18 protein-coding genes are annotated in these 20518 nt (G+C 60.2%); 5 read left to right on the top strand and 13 right to left on the bottom strand.

All coding sequences use genetic code 11. The features are described from left to right. Positions 1-46: 46 nt before the first annotated feature. The 4 genes from ACFSDX_RS08425 to ACFSDX_RS08440 all read right to left on the bottom strand — a co-directional run bounded on the left by ACFSDX_RS08425 (position 47) and on the right by ACFSDX_RS08440 (position 4981). On the bottom strand, positions 47-436 hold the full coding sequence (locus ACFSDX_RS08425; protein ID WP_382312871.1) for a spore germination protein GerW family protein: 390 nt from the start codon (positions 434-436) through the stop codon (positions 47-49). Positions 437-458: 22 nt separating this feature from the next. Then, positions 459-2627, bottom strand: a complete 2169-nt coding sequence (scpA, locus tag ACFSDX_RS08430) for a methylmalonyl-CoA mutase (RefSeq protein WP_382312872.1) — start codon at positions 2625-2627, stop codon at positions 459-461. A gap of 35 nt (positions 2628-2662) precedes the next feature. Further along, positions 2663-3070: a hypothetical protein gene (locus tag ACFSDX_RS08435; protein WP_382312873.1), complete on the bottom strand. Its 408-nt coding sequence runs from the start codon at positions 3068-3070 to the stop codon at positions 2663-2665. A gap of 114 nt (positions 3071-3184) precedes the next feature. After that, positions 3185-4981 (bottom strand): methylmalonyl-CoA mutase family protein, encoded by a 1797-nt coding sequence (locus ACFSDX_RS08440; protein ID WP_382312874.1) that lies wholly within the window; start codon positions 4979-4981, stop codon positions 3185-3187. A 137-nt stretch (positions 4982-5118) separates the two neighbouring features. Between ACFSDX_RS08440 and ACFSDX_RS08445 the strand changes: the two genes are divergently transcribed. The 3 genes from ACFSDX_RS08445 (at position 5119) to dnaA (ending at position 8642) form a co-directional block, all read left to right on the top strand. After that, the gene (locus ACFSDX_RS08445) at positions 5119-5871 is read left to right on the top strand and encodes a 5'-nucleotidase C-terminal domain-containing protein (protein ID WP_382312876.1); all 753 of its coding nucleotides are present in this window, start codon (positions 5119-5121) and stop codon (positions 5869-5871) included. Between the two features lie 127 nt (positions 5872-5998). Then, positions 5999-6928 (top strand): bifunctional metallophosphatase/5'-nucleotidase, encoded by a 930-nt coding sequence (locus ACFSDX_RS08450; protein WP_382312877.1) that lies wholly within the window; start codon positions 5999-6001, stop codon positions 6926-6928. A 154-nt stretch (positions 6929-7082) separates the two neighbouring features. Then, a complete protein-coding gene (gene dnaA / locus ACFSDX_RS08455) occupies positions 7083-8642 on the top strand; it encodes a chromosomal replication initiator protein DnaA (RefSeq protein ID WP_382312878.1) in 1560 nt (519 codons plus the stop codon). A gap of 27 nt (positions 8643-8669) precedes the next feature. Here dnaA and ACFSDX_RS08460 read toward each other — a convergent pair whose 3' ends face one another. After that, a complete protein-coding gene (locus ACFSDX_RS08460; protein WP_382312879.1) occupies positions 8670-9905 on the bottom strand; it encodes an HD domain-containing protein in 1236 nt (411 codons plus the stop codon). Between the two features lie 222 nt (positions 9906-10127). On the opposite strand from ACFSDX_RS08460, the gene porX reads away from it, so the two are divergent. Further along, a complete protein-coding gene (gene porX / locus ACFSDX_RS08465) occupies positions 10128-11696 on the top strand; it encodes a T9SS response regulator signal transducer PorX (protein ID WP_382312880.1) in 1569 nt (522 codons plus the stop codon). Between the two features lie 110 nt (positions 11697-11806). Here porX and ACFSDX_RS08470 read toward each other — a convergent pair whose 3' ends face one another. From ACFSDX_RS08470 to ACFSDX_RS08505, 8 genes are all read right to left on the bottom strand, one after another. Further along, positions 11807-13066, bottom strand: a complete 1260-nt coding sequence (locus ACFSDX_RS08470; RefSeq protein ID WP_382312882.1) for a pyridoxal phosphate-dependent aminotransferase — start codon at positions 13064-13066, stop codon at positions 11807-11809. A gap of 103 nt (positions 13067-13169) precedes the next feature. Beyond that, the gene (locus ACFSDX_RS08475) at positions 13170-14132 is read right to left on the bottom strand and encodes a pectinesterase family protein (protein WP_382312884.1); all 963 of its coding nucleotides are present in this window, start codon (positions 14130-14132) and stop codon (positions 13170-13172) included. Then, positions 14132-14947: a rhamnogalacturonan acetylesterase gene (locus ACFSDX_RS08480; RefSeq protein WP_382312885.1), complete on the bottom strand. Its 816-nt coding sequence runs from the start codon at positions 14945-14947 to the stop codon at positions 14132-14134. The genes ACFSDX_RS08475 and ACFSDX_RS08480 overlap by 1 nt, the downstream gene beginning before the upstream one ends. 42 nt (positions 14948-14989) lie before the next feature. Then, positions 14990-15775, bottom strand: a complete 786-nt coding sequence (locus tag ACFSDX_RS08485) for a rhamnogalacturonan acetylesterase (RefSeq protein ID WP_382312886.1) — start codon at positions 15773-15775, stop codon at positions 14990-14992. 217 nt (positions 15776-15992) lie between these two features. Beyond that, positions 15993-16373 carry a 50S ribosomal protein L19 gene (rplS, locus tag ACFSDX_RS08490; protein WP_382312887.1) on the bottom strand — a complete coding sequence of 127 codons (381 nt, stop codon included), beginning with the start codon at positions 16371-16373 and terminating at the stop codon, positions 15993-15995. A 187-nt stretch (positions 16374-16560) separates the two neighbouring features. Then, positions 16561-17238, bottom strand: coding sequence for a tRNA (guanosine(37)-N1)-methyltransferase TrmD (gene trmD / locus ACFSDX_RS08495; RefSeq protein ID WP_382312888.1), 678 nt, complete (start codon positions 17236-17238; stop codon positions 16561-16563). 85 nt (positions 17239-17323) lie between these two features. After that, entirely contained in the window at positions 17324-17890 is a 567-nt protein-coding gene (rimM, locus tag ACFSDX_RS08500) for a ribosome maturation factor RimM (RefSeq protein ID WP_382312889.1), read from the bottom strand. A 104-nt stretch (positions 17891-17994) separates the two neighbouring features. Continuing rightward, on the bottom strand, positions 17995-18555 hold the full coding sequence (locus ACFSDX_RS08505; protein ID WP_382312890.1) for a 30S ribosomal protein S16: 561 nt from the start codon (positions 18553-18555) through the stop codon (positions 17995-17997). A 289-nt stretch (positions 18556-18844) separates the two neighbouring features. Here ACFSDX_RS08505 and ACFSDX_RS08510 point away from each other — a divergent pair, with 289 nt between their 5' ends. Next, positions 18845-20443 (top strand): flavin monoamine oxidase family protein, encoded by a 1599-nt coding sequence (locus tag ACFSDX_RS08510; protein WP_382312891.1) that lies wholly within the window; start codon positions 18845-18847, stop codon positions 20441-20443. Positions 20444-20518 lie beyond the last annotated feature (75 nt).

Below are 20518 nucleotides of genomic sequence, written 5' to 3' on the forward strand. Positions count from 1 at the left end.
GCGAATTGAAAAATATAGTAATTAGTGCTTCCAGTGAAGTCAAGCATTATCTGTTCTTGCGCTTACCCAGCAACCTAGGCACACTACGCAACAGCAGCCACGCCACAACCCCGCTCACCGCCACCAGCGGTACCACCGACGACCGGATGGGCCGGAAGCGGCTGCGGCCCTCCCGCAGCTCGATGTAGCCCACGGGCGTGAGCGACACGCCCGCCCCGGCCCCCAGACCCGAGCCAGCACCTTCGCCCTCTTTAGTGCCACCGCCCCCACCGCCGCCAAAGGCGTAGCGCGCCCGTGCCACCGGAATGACCGTGATGCCGTCGCGCTCGACGGGCGTGCCGTACACGGTTTGGGCGGTGGCGGAGGTGCTGAGCTGCTGGCCTAAGCGTTCGAGTAGCGAGAGGGCCGGGGTGGCGGCGGCAGACGGGTTTTCCATAAGGTGAAAAAGTAGCGGGTGGTTAAAGCTTCTCCAGAATCTCCAGGGCGGCCTTGGCTATCACGGTGCCGGGACCGTAGATGCCGGCCACGCCCGCTTCGTGGAGGAAGGGGTAGTCCTGGGGCGGAATGACGCCGCCCGCGATGACGAGGATATCGGGCCGGCCTTCCTGGGCTAGTTCCAAGATGAGTTGGGGCAGCAGGGTTTTATGGCCGGCGGCGAGGCTGCTCACGCCTACCACGTGCACGTCGTTGTCGACGGCCTGGCGGGCTACTTCGGCGGGGGTTTGGAAGAGGGGCGCGAGGTCCACGTCGAAGCCCACGTCGGCGAAGCTGGTGGCGATGATTTTAGCGCCGCGGTCGTGGCCGTCCTGGCCCATTTTGGCGACTAGCATGCGGGGGCGGCGGCCTTCGCGGGCAGCGAAGTCCTGGGCGGCCTGCCGGGCCTGGGCGAAGTCGGCGTTGTCGGTCATGCCCTGCTGGTACACGCCCTGGATGGTGCGCGTGGTGGCCTGGTGGCGGCCCCAGGCGGCTTCGAGAGCATCCGAGATTTCGCCTAGGGTGGCGCGGGCACGGGCGGCGGTGATGGCCAGGGCAAGGAGGTTGTTTTGTGCGGTAGGCTTTGGCTTGTTTTCGGTCGGGGCGGCCTCGTTGGAGATGCTTTCCGACGGCAAGCTAAAGCTTACCGCACACTCGGTTATCGCCGCCAGCGCCGCCTGCACGGCTGCCTCGTCGCGCTCGGCCCGAATCTTTTGCAGCCGCGCTACCTGCGATTCGCGCACCGCGTCGTTGTCGATTTGCAAGACGTCCAGCGGCGCGTCGCCCTCGGGGGCGAGGTACTTATTCACCCCCACAATTACTTCCTGGCCCGCGTCGATGCGCGACTGCTTGCGGGCGGCGGCTTCCTCGATGCGGAGCTTGGGCAGGCCGGTTTCGATGGCGGCGGCCATGCCCCCCAGGGCCTCCACCTCCTCGATGAGCGCCCAGGCCTGGTTGGCGAGGTCGGCGGTGAGGCTCTCCACGTAGTACGAGCCGCCCCAGGGGTCCACGACTTTGGTGATGTCGGTTTCGTGCTGGAGGTAGAGCTGCGTGTTGCGGGCAATGCGGGCCGAGAAGTCGGTGGGCAGCGCCAGGGCTTCGTCGAGGGCGTTGGTGTGCAGGCTTTGGGTCCCGCCTAAAGCGGCTGCCAGCGCCTCCACGGTGGTGCGCGTCACGTTGTTGAATGGGTCCTGGGCCGTGAGTGAGTAGCCCGACGTTTGGCAGTGCGTGCGTAGGGCCAGGCTTTTGGGGCTCTGCGGGTCGAACTGTTTTATCAGCTTGGCCCACAGCAGGCGGCCGGCGCGCAGCTTGGCAATTTCCAGAAAGTGGTTCATGCCGATGCCCCAGAAAAAGGAGAGGCGCGGCGCAAATTCGTCAATCTTGAGGCCTGCCGCCAGGCCGGCGCGCACGTACTGCACGCCATCAGCCAGGGTGTAGGCCAGCTCGATATCGGCAGTGGCCCCGGCCTCATGCATGTGGTAGCCCGAGATGGAAATCGAGTTGAACTTGGGCATGTGCTCCGCCGTGTAAGCGAAGATGTCGGCAATGAGCCGCATACTCGGCGCGGGCGGGTAGATGTAGGTATTGCGCACCATAAACTCCTTCAGAATGTCGTTCTGAATGGTGCCTGTCAGCTTTTCGGGCGGCACGCCTTGCTCCTCGGCCGCCACGATGAAGAAGGCCAGCACCGGCAGCACCGCCCCGTTCATGGTCATACTCACCGACATCTGGTCGAGCGGAATCTGGTCGAAGAGGATTTTCATATCCTCCACCGAGTCGATGGCCACGCCGGCCTTGCCCACGTCGCCCACCACGCGCGGGTGGTCCGAGTCGTAGCCCCGGTGCGTGGCCAGGTCGAAGGCCACGCTCAGGCCTTTTTGGCCGCCGGCCAGGTTGCGTCGGTAAAAAGCGTTGGACTCCTCGGCCGTAGAGAAGCCCGCGTATTGCCGCACCGTCCAGGGGCTCACGGTGTACATGCTGGCATACGGCCCCCTTAGATAAGGCGCGATGCCCGCCCCGAAGCCCAGGTGCGGCAGGTGCGCCGCATCGGCGGCCGTGTACACGGCGGGGCCGGTGGCGGGGTAATCGGCCGGCTTGGTGGCGGGTGGGAGGGAGGCCGCGTCGTAGGCGATGGAAGAGAAGTCGGGGCGCATATTAAATACAGATTGTTCGCTAGGAATCAGCTCAATTAATGATGCTTTTCAAGCAAAATAATGGGGCTTGAATCTTCAGCTATCCACTTACTGGCAAAGTATAAGTACTCGTCAGGGTAATCTTCCAGACGAGAGAGTTTTGATGGGTCGGCCAAATGCTTTTCAACCTCGGATTTCCAAAATTTAAAGCATTGGCTAGTGTCGATTACTTCTAATTCGTGGCCAGCGTCAGCAACAGCGAATAGAACTGGCCCAGCTTGAAGAATAACGTTTAACTCCTCTTTAGTTAAACGTTTTTCTCTCTGATAACTGTCTAGGTTATTTCCAAGCTGGAAATCCTTAATGGGTGTTTCCATTATTTTTTGCTTGAACCCAGGCATACTATACTGTCGGCTAAAAACTAGGCTTGTTCCTGAATTGGTAAAAAGGTAAACGTTGGTCATGCAGAGCGCAGCGAAGCATCTCGCATGGTGCAGTAATTAATGCCTTAGCAACGAAGCGAGCGAGATGCTTCGCTGCGCTCTGCATGACCAACGTTTTTAACAATCTATTAGAATCTAACGGCCCTGTAGCCGGGCCAAAACCTCCTCCGTGTGGTGCCCTTCCACCACAAATTCCTTGAAGCCGAACACCCGCACGGCTTCCAGCAGCGTGGCTAGGTCGGAATTTACCAGGGAAGGAATATCGAAGGTGTGGCCCGCGGGCACCTGCTGCACCACCCGCGCTAGATGGTCGAACTGCGCGGGCGTGGCGTACATGAGAGTAGCGGCGTCGGGCTTGGAAAAGAGGACCGAATACGAGTCGGGCGCGATGTCGAGCATGGGCGGCTGGCCGGTTTGGCCGGGGTGCAGCAGGTGCCAAAAGGCCACCGCAATCTCCTCGTTCACGCTGGCCCGGCCGAGCAGCACCAGCGTGGCCTGCTTATCCTGGTTGGCGCGGCGCTCGAAGTGCAGGGCGGTGGCCAGGCGCAAGACCTCGCTGGGGTAGGTAGCGCGGGTAGTGTCGAAGTCGCGCGAGCGCAGCAGCTGCTTGGGCTGAAAATCGAACTTCTCGTGGGGGTTCTGGAAGCGGTTGGTGCCCACTACCACATCCTGGCCGGTGGCCACGCGCTTAAACTTATCGAGGCCCGCACGGCTGACGGCCTCTAGGGCCTGCGCCCGGGCTTCGAGCATACCGCCCTTGGCTTCGAGGGCCTGAAACTCGGCCCAGGCGGCGCGGGCCAGGTCATCGGTCAGGGTTTCGATGAAGTAGGAGCCCGCCGCCGGGTCGGCCACCCAGTCGAGGTGGGCTTCTTCGAGCAGCATCAGCGGTTGGTTGCGTGCCAGGCGGGCGCTAAATTCGTTGGGCGCCTGGTAGAGGCAGTCGAAGGCCGCTACCTGGATGGAATCGGCCCCGCCAAGGATGGCGCTCATGGCCTCGGTGGTGTGGCGCAGCAGGTTGGTATGCGGGTCGAGGGTAGTTTGGTGCCAGGTCGAAGTAGTGGTGTGAATGGGCAGCGCCGCCGCGCCCGCGGGCGGCAGGCCGTAGGCGTGCAGCAGCGTGGCCCACAGCCGGCGGGTGGCGCGCAGCCGCGCTATTTCGGGGAAGTAGCTAGGGCCGATGCCCACGTCGAGGTGAAAATTGGCCGCTACCTCGGCGGCGGTCAGGCCACTGGCCTCGTCGGGCAGGTGCGTGAGCATGGCCGCCGCCGTACTCAGGCTAAATGCTAACTGCTGGGTGAGCGTGGCGCCGCGGTTGCCAAAAAACGTCCCGTTCACGGCCAATACCGGGAAGTCGGGCCAGTCGCGGGCCAGCTCCAGGCAGCGGCGCAGCGTGGTGCGGAAAGTGCCCATTTCGGCACCCTCGGGCACCGTAGCGGGCATGAAGCGCAGGAAGCCCTGCAGCGGCTCGCCAGCGCTGGCCTCGCGCAACTGTTCGAGCAGCTGGTCGGGGCACTGCTGCACCGAGTAGCCCACCCAGGTGGTACTGAGGGGCAGGCGCTCGGCCAACTCGGCCGCGGCAAACGTACCCGCCTGCTTGTTCAAAATAAAATGTACGCCGCTTGCGCCGCGCGCCAGGGCATCCACGGCCTGCTCTATCTGGAGGCGGCCATCGGTATCGGCGGGTACGGTGAGGGACACCACGTTGCGGCAGGGCGCGGGGCGGGGTGGCAGGGGTGGGGGCGGCCCGCCGAGGGCCGTGAGCGCCTCGCGGTGGTAGAAGGGCTCGGCTACCAGGCCGTCGGGCAGCGTCCAGCGCAGGCGGTCGGGGTCGGTGCCCTTGAGCTCGCGGGCCAGCTGGGCCTGCCACTGCGCCGTGGTCACGGGCGAAAATTCAGGAAAAGAAACCGGTGCAACCGGCGGCGTATCAGACATAGAGAAAGCACTAAAAACGGGGCCACCCACCCATGCCAAAGATACCGCCCCCGCCCAAAGCCGCCCCAGCAGGGATGCATGAAGCACCGGAGCGCCGTAAATTTGTGGTTTCGGCGGCTACCCACTTTTAGCTACGTATGATACGTCTTCTTCGTCCCGCCGCGGCGGGTTTTGTTGCGCTTTTGCTGGCCACGGCTTGTCAGCGCGGCCCGCTCCAGGCCACGGCCCACTTGCCGGCTACCTCCACCAGCCAGCCTGTGGGCCGCGATATCACGCCCAATGCCGACGCGGCGGCCATCATCCAGCCTTACCACGACAAAGTGCTGGCCCAAATGCAGGAAGTGCTGGGCGTGGCCCCGGTGGCCCTCAGCAAAAATCCCGGCGAAAACCTCGTCGTCAACTTTGTGGCTGACCTCCAGCGCACCGCCGCCGCCCAGGCCCTACACGAGCCCATCGCGCTGAGCGTGATGACCAACGGCGGCATGCGTTCGCCTATACCTGCCGGCCCCATCACCCTAGGCAACGTGTTTGAGCTCATGCCTTTCGAGAACGAGCTGGTGGTAGTTGATGCCCCCGGCCCCGTGGTGCAGCAGCTCTTCAACTACGCCGCGCCCGTCCGCATGGCCGTGTCGGGCGCCACCTATTCGGTTGATGCCGACAAGCATCCGCAAAATATTCTCATCGGTGGTCAGCCCTTCAACCCGGCCAAAACTTACAGCATCGCCATGTCGGACTACCTGGCGGGTGGCGGCGACAACATGCTTTTCCTCCGGGGCGTGCCCGAGCGTAGCACCGGCCTGCTGCTGCGCTCCGCCATCGCCGACCATATCCGGGCGCTTACCAAGGCCGGCCAGCCGGTTACGGCCCGCATCGAGGGGCGAGTGAAGTAGTAATTTATTTGTCATGCAGAGCGCAGCGAAGCATCTCGCTCGCTTCATTGCTAGCGTAAGAAATTACTGCACCACGCAGATGCTTCGCTGCGCTCTGCATGACAGACGTGATTTTGAAAATGCAATTATGAATTCTCGCCGTTCCTTCCTCCAAAAAACCGCCCTACGTACCGCTGGCCTGAGCCTGCTCGGCCCGAGCCTCATTGCTGAGGCTGCTGCCGGCCCCGGCAAGCTTACTATCTTGCATACCAACGATATGCACTCGCGCATCGAGCCGTTCCCCGAGAATGCGCCGCAGTGGGCCGGCCTCGGGGGCATGGCCCGGCGCGAGGCGCTCATCGACAGCGTGCGGCGGCAGGAGGCCAATGTGCTGCTGCTCGACTCAGGCGATATCTGGCAGGGCACGCCCTATTTTAACTTTTTTCAGGGCGAGCTGGAGTACAAGTTGATGTCGCGGATGAAGTACGACGCCAGCACCTTCGGCAACCATGATTTCGACAACGGCCTCGAAGGCTTGCAAAAGCAATTGCCTAACGCCGGCTTCCCGTTTTTGGTGGCCAATTACGACTTTAGCGGCACTATGCTAGCCGGTCGCTTTCAGCCCTATAAGGTATTTGAAAAGGGCGGCGCCCGCATCGGCGTATTTGGCCTGGGCATCGAATTGAAGGGTCTGGTGGCCGACAAAAACTTCGGCACTACCCAGTACCTCGACCCCGTGACCGTGGCCAAAGCCCAGGTGCAGCAGCTGCGCCAAAACGAGCGCTGCGACATGGTTATCTGCCTTTCGCACCTCGGCTACAAGTACGAAGGCGAAAAAATAGACGACCGCAAACTCGCCGCCCAAGTCGGCGGCATCGACCTGATTTTGGGTGGCCACACGCACACCTTTATGCCTGCACCCGAGCCCATTACCGGTCCCCAGGGCCACGTTACGCTCATCAACCAGGTAGGCTGGTCGGGCATCAATCTAGGGCGCATCGACTACGAATTGCGGCGCGGGGCACGACCGGTGCGCGCCACCAGCGCCCTGGTGCTGCCCGTGGGCGCTACCTGCTAGCGGGGCGATATAAGCAAGCTTTTGGCGGCTTTTTTGTCTGCGCGTTTATGCGCAAATTTGTACCCCCCTAGCCCAAGCGGTTGCGTATCAGGCGGGGTTCACGTGCTCTTTTTCGCCGCTTAGGGTCGCTTGCGCGGCGCTGTTTTTCTACTCCATGTCGCAGGATTTTCGCATTTTATGGGCTAATTGCCTGCGCGTTATCCGCACCGATGTGGGGGAGCAGAGCTTCCGTACTTGGTTCGAGCCCATCTCGCCCGTTGAGCTGCAAGGCAAGGTGCTCACCATCCAGGTGCCGAGCGTTTACTTCTATGAATTCCTCGAAGAGCACTACGTAGAGGAGCTCAAGCGCGCGATTTTTCAGGAATTAGGACCCGAAGGCCGGCTCGAATACAGCGTAGTCGTGGACCAGGGCAACGCCCAGGCGCCGCCCCGCGCCATGCACCTGCCCCCGGCCCGCAAAGCCGCCCCCGGCACGCCCGCCGCCGAGGGCCGCCCGTACCCCGACGGCCGCCCCTACAACACCAACGGCTCGCCGCCCCAAAACAACGGCTACGGCCGCAACGCCGGCGCGCCGCCCGCCCGCCACCTCGTGCCCGGCGGCAACACCGCCACCGCCGCCCAGGCGCAGGCCGCCAACACGCTGCGCAACCCCTTCGACGCCGCCAAAACGATGGACCGCAACATCGTGCCGTCGCAGCTCAACACTACGTACACCTTCGAGAACTACGTGGAGGGCGACTGCAACCGCCTCGCGCGCTCGGCTGGCCTCGCCGTGGCCAACAAGCCCGGCACCACCGCCTTTAACCCGCTCATGGTGTACGGCGGCGTGGGCCTCGGCAAAACGCACCTCGTGCAAGCCATCGGCAACCACATCAAGGCCACGAATACTGAGAAATTCGTGCTCTACGTCTCGGCCGAGAAGTTCACGAACCAGTTTATCGAAAGCCTGCAACGCAACGCCGTGCAGGACTTCGCCAACTTCTACCTGCTCGTCGATGTGCTCATCCTCGACGACGTGCAGTTTCTGGCCAACAAGGGCAAAACCCAGGAGATGTTCTTCCACATCTTCAATCACTTGCACCAGGGCGGCCGCCAGATTGTGATGACCAGCGACCGCCCCCCGCGCGAGCTGCAAGGGCTGGAAGACCGCCTGCTTTCGCGCTTCAAGTGGGGCCTCACCGCCGATGTGCAAAGCCCCGACTTCGAGACCCGCATCGCCATCATCCAGAATAAGGCCCAGCAGGACGGCATGGAAATCGCCCCGCAGGTGGTTGAATACCTGGCCCACTCGGTGCCAACCAACGTGCGCGAGCTCGAAGGCGTCCTCACGACCTTGCTGGCTCAGAGCGTATTAACGCGCCGCGACATCGACCTGGAGATGGCCAAAGGCGCCCTGCGCCACATTATCGAGGAGGTCGAAGCCGAAGTAAACGTGGACTTCATCCAGAAAACGGTGGCTGATTATTTCAGCATCCCGGTAGCCTTGCTAAAGGAAAAAACCCGTAAGAAAGAAGTAGTTACGGCCCGGCAGGTGGCCATGTACTTCACCAAGGAGCACACCAACCACTCACTCAAAACCATCGGCTACCATTTCGGCGGCCGCGACCACGCCACGGTCATTCACTCCGTGCAAACGGTGTCGGATTTGATTGATTCTGACAAGAAGTTCAAGGACCAGATAGCCGAGTTGCGCAAGAAATTCGTGCAGAAGTAGCACGAATTCTCCAATTCGCACTATTTCTCAGTCCCGTAAAATTTCTTTGGGGTAGCAGATGTAATACTTCTGCACCTTCTGGCTCAAAGCCCGAATATTGGGCAAATCCGACGCTTCAGTCACGTTCACGACCTTACCGAGCTTGGTCAGAATGTCGATGGTTTCGTGGCTGTTTGGGTCGTAGGCGGTGTTGCTGAGCTTGCCGGTTATCATCAGTTGCCGGGCATCGTTTTGCGGCAGCTGGAAGGTTTCGGCAATCAGCTCCACGATGCCGAGCTGGAAATCTTCGTCGTAGGGCTCGGGGCGAATAACGATTTTGAAAAGCTGCCGGTTGAGCAGGCTTTGGGCTAGGAAGCTGAGTACCTTGTCTTCGTGGTTAACCCAAGTCTTAATAGCGCCCCAGATATCAATGTCATCAAGCTGCACAAAGCGGTTCAGAATTTCGGAGTCCTGCTGAAACTCGGCCAGGGTCACGGCGCGACCCAGGAAGTAGCTGAGGCAGCTGCTGCCGGGCACGGGCACACCGGCGCGGGCTAGGTCGCGGGCGCGTTGCATTACTCGAATCACCATTTGCTCGGCGCTCGTAACGGCTTTGTGCAGATAGACTTGCCAGTACATGAGGCGGCGGCTCACCAGGAAGTTTTCGACCGAATACACGGCTTTTTCTTCCAGCACCAAGCGCTCGTTCACCACTTGCAGCATCTTGATGAGGCGGTCGGCGCCCGGTCGTCCTTCCTCCACGCCGGTGTAAAACGAGTCCCGGTTGAGGTAGTCGAGCCGGTCCATATCAAGCTGCGAGCTAACCAGTTGGTGAAAAAACTCGCGCCCGTAGCTGCCCTGAAACATCTCCATGGCCAGCGTGAGCCGGCCCGGAAACTGCTCGTTGAGCCGCTCCATGAGGTAGAGCGATAGCTGCTCGTGCGGCACGTCTTGGAAAATGCTGGTTTCCAGTGCGTGCGACAGCGGGCCGTGGCCGATGTCGTGCAGCAAAATGGCTACCTGCGCCGCCTCGCCCTCGGCGGCTGAGATTTTTACACCCTTGTCCTTGAGCGTGCGTAGGGCTAGCTGCATGAGGTGCATGGCCCCCAGCGCGTGGTGAAAGCGCGTGTGCAACGCCCCTGGGTACACAAAGTTGGTGAGGCCCAACTGCTGAATCCGGCGCAGCCGCTGAAAGTACGGGTGCTCGATAAGGTCAAACAGCAGCTCGGTGGGAACCGTCACGAACCCGTAGACGGGGTCGTTAAATATCTTTTTCTTATTCATGTTAAGTACGCCAGGCTTCAGCTTAGCGAGGGCGTTGGCCGACGAGGGCATCCCGTTGGCCGACTAAATCGTTCGGGCAAGAACCTAAACGTGGATTTTCCGGTAAAGCTACGGCAGGCGTAATGCCTGACACACTACGAGCGCGGCTTTGGCCGTTAAGCTTGCTACTAGTCACAACACCCCACATATCTAGCGCGAAGCTCCGGCTTTGTGCATCCGCTTATGCAACGATATTCCATTCTCTGGGCCGACGACGAAATTGACCTCCTCAAGCCGCACATCCTGTTTCTCAAGGAGAAAGGCTACGATGTAACGCCCGTCAACTCCGGTACCGACGCCCTCGAAGAAGTGCAGGAAAACAGCTACGACCTAGTTTTTCTGGATGAAAACATGCCCGGCCTCACTGGCCTCGAAACGCTGACCGAAATCAAGGTGGTGCGCCCCACGGTGCCCGTCGTGATGATTACGAAGAGCGAAGAAGAGCACATTATGGAGGGCGCTATCGGCGCCAAAATCGCCGATTACCTCATCAAGCCGGTTAACCCGAACCAGATTCTGTTGTCGGTGAAAAAAGTGCTGGACAACAAACGCTTAGTGACCGAAGCCACCAACTCGGGCTACCAGCGCGATTTCCGCCAACTCGGCATGCAGCTCTCCGACCGGCTCTCGCCTTCCGAGTGGGTTGATGTGTATAAGAAGCTGGTGTACTGGGAGTTGGAAATCAACGAAACCGAAGGCAAAAGCATGGCCGAGGTTTTCAATATGCAAAAGGACGAGGCCAATACGTACTTCGGCCGCTTCATTATCGAGAACTACGAAGACTGGGTGAACGGCCGTGATAAGGACGCGCCGCTCATGTCGCACCAGCTGTTCAAGGAAAAAGTATTCCCCTTGATGAAGCAGACCGCCGACACGCCGGTGTACTTCGTGCTCATCGACAATCTGCGCTATGACCAGTGGAAGGTGCTCGAACCCATTATTGCCGAGCTGTTTACCGTAGATTCGGAAGAGCTGTACTACAGCATTTTGCCGACTACCACGGCCTACGCGCGCAACTCGATTTTTGCGGGTATGATGCCCGGCGATATTCAGAAAAAGTACCCCAACCTGTGGGTATGGGACGAGGACGAAGAAGGTAAAAACTTGCACGAAGCTGAGTTCCTAGAAATCAACTTCCAGCGCAATAACCAGAAGGCCAAGCACAGCTACCACAAGATAACCAACTTGCAGGCGGGCAAAGACTTGTTGGGCAAGATGAGCAACCTACACAACAACTACAAGCTCAACGTCATCGTCTACAACTTTGTGGATATGCTTTCGCACGCCCGTACCGATATGGCGATGATACGCGAGCTGGCCGCCGATGAAAGCGCTTACCGCAGCATTACGCGCTCGTGGTTTTTGCATTCGCCACTCTACGAAATGCTCCAGACCATTGCTGAGAAAAAGGGCAAGCTCATTATCACCACCGACCACGGCACCATCCGGGTAAAGCGCCCGTATAAGATTGTGGGCGACCGCAATACGAACACCAACCTGCGTTACAAGCACGGCCGCAACCTGGGTTTCGACGAGAGCCGCGACGTGTATGTGGTGCGCAAGCCGGAGAGCATTTTCCTGCCCCGCGAAAACGTGAGCACCGCCTACGTCTTCACGCTCGGCGACTACTTCTTCGCCTACCCCAACAACTACAACTACTACGTGAACTACTACAAGGACACGTTCCAGCACGGTGGTGTATCGCTAGAGGAGTGCATTATTCCGTACATTACGCTGACTGCCAAGGGGTAGTCGATTTAGCGCGAAGTTTAGCGAAGTAAAAAAGCGAAGCCTGGTAAAGCCACCTATTACAAGGTGGCTTTACCAGGCTTCGCTTTTTTACTTCGCTAAACTTCGCGCTACTACGTCAGTTTATCCAGTGCGGCTTGCAGGCGCGGCAGGGCCGCCTGAATTGAATCAAGTGATTCGGCCCCGACCGAAAGCCGGAACCACGGCTCGGTAGCCGCGGCGCCGAAAGCACTGAACGGCACGATAGCCAGCTTGGCCTCGGTGAGCAGGTAGGAAGTGATTTCGCGGGTGGTAGCCAAAACCTCGCCCGTGGGGGTAGTGCGCCCCAGGACGTCGATTTTGGCGGTGAGGTAGATGGCGCCGGCCGGGGCGATGGCATCGACGGCGTAGCCTTGGGCCCGTAGGTCCTTTAGGCCGTGGTAGAAGGCGTCGAGGCTGGCTTGCAGGCCGTGCTTGAGACCAACCAGGTAGTCGTCGACAGCCTCGGTCTGCGGTAGGAAAGCTGCGGTAGCAACTTGCTCGGCTTTGGGTGCCCAGGCGCCAATGTGTCCCAGCAGCGACTTCATTTTGTCAATAACGAGCTTCGGGCCAAACGAGTAGCCGACGCGCACGCCCGTGGCAGCAAAGCATTTTGAAATACCGTCGATGTACACCACGTAGTCACGCAGGGCAGGGCGCAGGCTCACGGGGTCGAAGTGCTGGGTTTCGCCGAAGGTCAACAGCCAGTAAATCTGGTCGTAGAGGATGTAGAGTGGCTTCTCGTCGGGGCCGCGGCGCTGATTTTCGGCCAGCACCAGGTCGCAAATTTCTTCCAGAACTTCTTTGGTAAACACCGTGCCCGTGGGGTTGAGGGGCGAGCACAGGGCCAGCAGCGTGGCGCCGGCCAGGTGCGGGGCCAACTCAGCGGCGGTGGGCATAAAGGCGTGCTCGGGCTGCGTGGCCACTGCCACTTGCTCGGCGCCCGAGAGGTGGCAGTAGTGGTTGTTGTTCCAGGAAGGCACCGGGTACACCACGCGGTCGCCGGGGTCCACGAGGGCTAGGTAAGCCGCGTAGATGAGCGGGCGCGAGCCGCCAGCTACTAGAAATTCATCACTGGCTGAGTAGCTTAGGCCTAGGCGCGTCTGCAAAAAGTCGGCCGCCGCCTGGCGTAGGTCGGCAATGCCGGAGGCGGGTGGGTAGTTGGTTTGGCCGGCCTGGTAGGCGGCCGTTACGCCGTCGCGCAGCCCTTCGGGAATGGGGAACAGCGCGGTGTCAAAATCGCCAATCGTGAGATTGCAAATGGTGGCGCCCTGGCGAATTTGCTCGCTCACGGCATTGCCGATTTTAATAATTTCGGAGCCGCTCATTTGGTCGACTAGCCGGGAAATACGCATAAGGGTAGGAGTAGGGGAGTAGGAAGCAATAACCCCGCAAAGATACCAGGTGTTGGAGCGGGCCGGCGGCCGCCTGGTAGTTTGGAAGCCGAATGGCCGCTGCTTAGCGCGTTAGCTCCCAGGCTTGCTTGCCCCCAAAAATCTGTTTTAGCGAGTAGCGCCTGGCTTCCTGGGCGCTGAGCTGGTGCGACCACGACACGCGGCCCGCCGGGCCGGCGCCGGGCCCGGCAGAGTGGTATTCGGCGTAGTAGGCCGTCTTTTCGTTCTCCGGATTGCGCCAGTTTTCCCAGCCGGCCGGCACGATGTGGCTCCCGAGGGTGCAGCGCAGATACGCCACGCGGGCGTAGGGCCGCCAGGGGCGCCCTAGGTATACCTTCTGGGCCAGCGTGGTGTCGGCCGTGAGCTGGCAGTCCAGAAAGACAAACCCGTAGGGCTGGCCGGTCGGCGTGGAGGCGGCCGTCACAAACGAGTTTTTCTTGCTCTTAATAACGCAGTGGTCAAACACGCCGGTGCTGGCGCCGAAGATGAAATCGGTCGTGCCCTCGATGTAGCAGTCCCGGAAATATTGTCGGCTGCCCCCAGCCGCTAAAAAGAGTACGTCCTGGTTGCCCACCACGCGGCAGTGCCGGAAAATGGCCCGGTCGCCCTCCACATGCAGCGCCACGGCCTGACCGGCCGTATAGCCCGCTGCATTGTCAAAAGTCACGTTTTCGGCCGTGAAGTCGTTGGCCTGCACCAGCACTGAGTAGGAAGTAGGGGTAGTAATGCCGTTGGCGCCCGCGTGGTCGCTGTAGGTGATGACGGTGCTCGTTGCCTCGTCGCCGCGCAGCACGAGGTGCGTTTTGAGGGTTGGCACCACTACCTTTTCATGGTAAGTGCCCTTCTTGAGCACAATAAGAACTGGTACGGCCGACTGGTTGGGTGCGGCATCGATGGCGGCTTGCACCGTGCGAAACTGCCCGCTGCCATCGGCCGCCACCACTAGCGGTCCGGCGGGTAGCGTAGTCTGGGCCTGCGCGGCCAGGGCGGCGAGCCCTAGGGTGGCCCCCAGCAAGAATGCTTTCATTAGGGAGTGGTGGGTTGGGCGGCGGCCCCGGTGGGCGCGGCTACGGCGTTCTTGGGCAAGGGCTTGGCCAGGTGCTGCTCGGCCAGCGCGAGGTGTTGGGCCCGCAGGTCGTTGACGACCAGCTGCGCCATTTTGCGGGCGCCTAGCTCGTTGAAGTGCGTGTTGTCGGCCCGGCCTAGGGGGTAGTTGGGGTGGTCGCCGGGCGCCAGGTGCATAAAGAGCAGCTTAGAATTCTCATCGCCGAGCTGCTGCATCAGCGCGCGGCTGAGCTTATCCATATCCACCACCAGCACGCGGTACTCGTTGGCCACCGCCAGGGTCGCCGCCGAATATGCGGCGTGCGTTTCCTTGATGTGCCCTTCCTGGTCGAAATACCGACGCGTAACCGGGGTGAGCAAAATGGGCGTGGCCCGCCGGCTCCGGGTTTCGGTCACAAACTTGATGAGATTTTGGCGGTAGACCTCGGGCGTCGTGTAGCGGTCGGGGTAATTGGCCGATTCGTCGTTGTGCCCAAACTGAATGAGCACGTAGTCGCCCGGCTGCAAGGCTTGCACCACTGGCGGCCAGCGGTTTTCGGCCAAAAACGTGCGGGTGCTGCGGCCGTTCTGCGCGCGGTTGTCCACCACCACCGTCGAGTCGAAAAACGTACCTAGGGGCATGCCCCAGCCCGTTTCCGGAAACGTCGCCCGGATTTTGTTGGCCATCGTGGAATCGCCAATGAGGTAAAGCGTAGTTTTGGGCGGGGCCACTGGGGCAAAAGCCAGCAAGCCCACCAAGGCCGCCGGCGCAAGCTTAATAAGCAGGGAAAGACGCATGCTGCAAACGGAAGAAAACTATAAACTACCTCGCTAGTGGCGCTAGCGCGCCTGCGGGTCCACCGTCTTTTTCACCATGCCCTGCACCACGCGGTCGGCCAGCCCCAGCCTCAGCGCCCGAATGTCGGCCAGCACCAGCTCGGCCATGCGGCGGGCCCCCAGCTCACTGAAGTGGGTGTTGTCTTCGCGGCCATCGGGGTAGTTGGGGTGCTCGCCGGGCGCCAGGTGGTTGAAGAGCAGCTTCGAAGTCTCCGGCCCAAACTGCTGAAGCAGCGCCTGGCTGGTGCGGTCGAGGTCGATGAGCGGCGTATTGGTATCGCGGGCCACGGCGCGCACCAGTTCGGCGTAAGCAGCGTGGGTTTCCTCGATTTTGCCAGCATCGTCAAACTTGCGGCGCGCCACCGGCGTGAGTAGTACCGGCTGGCCCCGGTGGCTGCGCGTTTCGCTCACGAAACGCTTGAGGTTGGCCGTAAAGTCGACTTCCGGCGTGTAGCTGCCCTTGGTGGGCACCTCATCGTTGTGGCCAAACTGAATGAAGACGTAGTCGCCCTCGTGCAGCTCTGCAACTACCGGCTGCCAGCGGTTTTCGGCGATGAAGGACTTGGTGCTGCGGCCGTTCTGGGCGCGGTTGTCTACCGTCACGGTTTCGTTGAAAAACGCCGCGAAGGGCATGCCCCAGCCCGTTTCGGGGTACGCCTTCACCTGCTTGATGGACATAGTCGAATCCCCAATCAGATAGACTTTGATGGGGCTGGGCGCGGCGGGCCCAAACGCCAGGAGCGCTGGTAAAGTCAGCCCCAGTAGAACGGGTAGCAGGCGGAAGAGCATAGAATGGGTGGGAGATAGAAAGTGGCGTTAGAGCTCAGCTAAAGCCGCCAGGCACTAGCCCAGCGCCGCAAACCTACTCGGCGACGATGGTGCGCGCTACGTTTTTCTGCGCAATCGTTGCCGGCAACGTTGCCAATTGCCGATTGACCCTGGCCACAAAAAAGCCGGCCATCCCGCAAGGGATGACCGGCTTTTTTGTGCTTGTAAAAAACGCAGCTTATGCAGCTACTGCTTTTACCACGTCGCGGCGACGCTCTTTGATACGAGCAGCTTTGCCCGAGAGGCCACGCAGGTAGAACAGACGAGCGCGGCGAACCTGGCCGCGGCGAATCAGTTCGATTTTGTCGATGTTGGGCGACAGCAGCGGAAAAATCCGCTCGGTGCCAATTTGGTTGGAAATCTTACGAACCGTGAAGGTTTCGCCGTTCGAGCTTGGGTTGCGGCGCTGTAGCACCACGCCCTGGAACTGCTGAATGCGCTCCTTGTTGCCCTCCCGGATTTTCACGTGGACATTGATGGTGTCACCGGCAGCAAACTTGGGAAAGCTGGCGCGGCGCTCCTGGCCTTCGGCATTGATAAAATCGAGTAGTACGCTCATGGCGAAAAAAAGAATTACGAAGCAGGCAGCGCCGCTGCCCACAGGTTGGTATTTTGCGAAACGGAGCGCAAAGATAGAAAATTAAGTGCAGAAAAGCAAATTAGGTGAGAAGGTAATGAGGTGATTAAGTGAGGAAGTGCTAGGTAAGCCTCTACTAGCCGGTTTTCTCACGTAATCACTTGCTTACCTACTCGCCCAATAAATCGGGCCGTTTGGCTTGGGTGCGAGCCAGCGCCTGCTCATGCCGCCACTCCTCAATCTTGGGCGTGTTGCCCGAGAGTAGGATTTCGGGCACGGCCCGCCCGCGCCATTCGGCGGGGCGGGTGTACACGGGCGGGGCCAGCAGGTCGTCCTGAAAAGAGTCGGACAAAGCTGATTCCTCGTTGCCCAACACGCCGGGCAGCAGCCGCACCACAGCATCGACTAGGATGGCGGCGGCGAGCTCGCCGCCACTTAGTACAAAGTCACCCACGCTAATTTCATGCGTAACGTACTGGTCGCGAATACGTTGGTCTACGCCCTTGTAGTGGCCACAGAGCAGGATGATATTACCTAGGAGCGACAGCTTGTTGGCCAGCGGCTGGCGCAGGGTTTCGCCGTCGGGCGTGAGGTAGATAATGGCGTCGTAGGGGCGCTGGGCCTGTAGCTCGTCCATCCAGGCTGCGATGGGCTCGACGCGCAGTACCATGCCGGCTCCGCCCCCAAACACGTAATCGTCAATCTGCCCGTGCTTATTGATGGCCCGGTCGCGCAGCTGGTGCAGGTGAATTTCGGCCAGGCCCTTCTCCTGCGCCCGCTTCACGATGGAATGGGCGAAGGGGCTTTCGAGCAGTTCGGGCTGGCAGGTAAGAATATCTATCCGCATCGCAGATTTAACGGATTTAACGGATTGCGCGGATACGCCCGCCTGCGGCGCGCTTACTAAGCAACGAGTCTACTTGATAGCTGCGCTAGTCGGCGTTGGGGTTTTTGTGGGCGCCGGGGTTCATGTAGATGTCCAGCAGGCCCTCGGGCATGTTGACAAACAGCTGTTTGGTCTCCATGTCGGCGTGGCTCACCAGCTCGTCCACTACGGGTAGGAGCACCTCCTGGCCTTTGTAGCGCATGGCCAGCACGTCTTGCTGCGGGAACTCGTAGAAGTTTTCTACCACGCCTAAGGCGCCTTCCTTTTCATCAATGACTTGGAAGCCAATAACGTCGTGGAAGTAGAACTGTGCCTCGCCCAGCGCGGGTAGCTCACTCAGGGGTAGCCAAAGCTTGGCGCCACGCAGCGGCTCGGCTTCCTCAATGCGGTCGATGCCGCGTAGCTTGAGCAGCACGCGCAGCCCCACTTGCGGGTTCACGCGCTCGACCTGGTAGGGTGTGAGCTTGGTGGGCGTGGCGGCTAGGGCCAGGTACACGGTTTTTAACTTGTCGTAGGTCGCCGCATCGTCCACATCGAGTTGGGCCGACATCTGGCCTTTCAGCGCGTGGGGCTTCACGATGAAACCCAGTTCAAAGCATTCGTCAAGAGTCATGGCTCGCTCGGAAAATAAGAAAGGGGCTAGGCGCTTCAAAAAAGAACGTCATGCTGAGTAGACCTCGGCATGACGTTCTTTTGTAGCGGGTTACCCCGAAAAATTTACGCGGCGGCCTCAGCCGAAGTTTCGGCGGTTTCCGTCGAGCCTTCGGTAGCTTCGCCTTCGGCAGCAGCGGCCGGGGCGGGCGTAGCGGCGGCCAGGGCATCAGCCTGCTTCTTTGCAAGGGCAGCCGAGCGGGCGTCTTTCACCTTGGTTTCGGCGGCCAGAGCAGCAGCACGGGCCTCAGTCTTAGTGTCAACGAGACCGGTCTTCTTGGCTTCGATTTTCGCGTCTTTCTCGCTCAGCCAATCCTGGTAGCGCTGGTCAGCAACCTCTTGAGTCAGGGCGCCTTTCACTACGCCAAGCTGCAAGTGACGACGCAGCAATACGCCACGGTAGGCGAGCATCGCACGCACCGTTTCGGTGGGCTGGGCACCCGTCATCACCCAATAGAAGGCGCGGTCGCCGTCGTAGGTGATAGTAGCGGGGTTGGTGTTGGGGTTGTAGGTACCGAGCTTCTCGATGAAGCGGCCATCGCGGGGAGCGCGGGCGTCAGCTACTACGATGTCGTAAGTCGCGGCCTTTTTACGGCCACGGCGGGCGAGGCGGATTTTAACTGCCATAAACCTTGGTGGTTATGCGACGCAACTCGTGCGTCTGGTGGTAGAGTATTTGGGGCCGCAAAGGTACGCAAAATATCGACAAGCCAGGTACTCCCTCTAAAAATAACTGCTGAGTAGCCTGACTGACTCCGATAATCTGTGTGATAAGGTAGTGCTTGTATTTTGAGGGTATATTGTTGAATATTGTATAATATAATTCAATAATTGCTCATATATTTAAGGGGTGTTTTTATTAATAGATAGTATTACTAGAAAATACCCTATAAATTATAGGGTCAATTAGCAAAAAATGGAAAACTCACTTTCTCGTCGGGATTTTCTTACTAAAACGGCTAAGCTGGGAGTTGGGGCCTACCCAGCCTTGCTGGCGCTGAACCTACTGCCCGCGGCACCGGCCCACGCGTTTAACCTGCGGGCGGGTAGCGGGCGAGGTAAGCATATCATCATCTTAGGAGCAGGGTTGGCCGGCCTGACTGCGGCCTACGAGCTGCGCAAGCTGGGCTACCGCTGCACCATCTTGGAGGCCCGGCAGCGCAGCGGCGGGCGCTGCTGGAGCGTGCGCGGCGGCGCCACTGCCACCGAAACGCAGAATGCGCAGCACACGGCGGGCTTCGATAAAGGATTGTATTTCAATGCGGGGCCGTCGCGTATTCCGCACCACCACCAGCTCACCATGCATTATTGCAAGGAGCTAGGGGTGCCGCTGGAAGTGTATAACAACGTGAACGAGGGCAGCTACTACTTTGCCGAGGGCAAGGGGCCGCTATCGAATAAAAAGGTGCGGGCCCGCGAGATTCACAACGACATGCGCGGCTACCTAAACGAGCTGCTGGCCAAGACCGTGAGCCAGCACCAGCTCTATGCCACGCTAACAGCCGAGGATGGCGCCCGGGTTTTGGAGTATCTGCGCGCCGAAGGTGGCCTCGATATTGACAAGCTGTATAAAGCCTCGGCCCGGCGTGGCTACCTCGAGCAGCCCGGCGCCGGTAACCAGGTAGGCAAGCTCGGCAACCCACATCGGCTGGCCGATATCGTGAGCTCGGGCCTGCTCGACCCGGATTTCTACAACGTGGCCGAGTATACCTACGAACTACAAATGACTATGTTCCAAGCCGTGGGGGGCATGGACCAGCTAGCGCAGGCGCTGGAGAAGCGCGTGGCCGACTGCCTGCAGCTCGGGGCGGAGGTAACGCAGATTCAGAACCAGGCGGCGGGCGTGCGGGTGGTGTACAAAGACCCGCAGGGCACCCACGAGCTGGCTGGCGACTTGTGCATCTGCACGCTGCCGCTGCCCGTGCTCAGCAACCTGACGCACAATTTTTCGGCCGATGTGAGCCGGGCCATCGACTCGGTGCCCTACATCCAGACTGGTAAAATTGGCTTGCAGTTCGGGCGCCGCTTTTGGGAGGAGGACGAGCAGATTTACGGCGGCATTACGCACACCAACAACGAGCTCACGCAAATTTTCTACCCCTCGTACGACTACCTGAGCCAGAAGGGTATTCTCATTGGGTACTATAACTTTAACGAGAAAGCCCAGCGGGTGGGGGAGCTCAGCTACGCCCAGCGCGAGCAGTTGGCGCTGCAAAAAGGCCAGCTCATTCATCCGCAGTACCCCAAGGAGTTTGAGCAATCCTTTTCGGTGAGCTGGCACAAGCAGCCCCACAGCCTGGGCGGCTGGGCCCTGTACTCGCCCGAGCAGCGGCAGACCCACTACCAGGCGCTGCTCAAGCCCGAAGGCTACGTGCATTTTGCCGGCGAGCACACCACCTACCTCACGGCCTGGATGGCGGGCGCCTTTGAGTCGGCGCGCAGCGTGACGGCGGCCGTGCACAATCGCCTGAGCGAGCAGCGCGTGAGCTACCCCACGGTGGGCGCTAAGAGTTAATATGCTGCTGGCCAGATGCTGGCGGCGCCCTAGGTATCTATTTCTACTTGTATCATTTGCACCTAACCCCTACTC

The organism is Hymenobacter bucti (assembly GCF_042681145.1).
Classification (GTDB): Bacteria; Bacteroidota; Bacteroidia; order Cytophagales; family Hymenobacteraceae; genus Hymenobacter; species Hymenobacter bucti.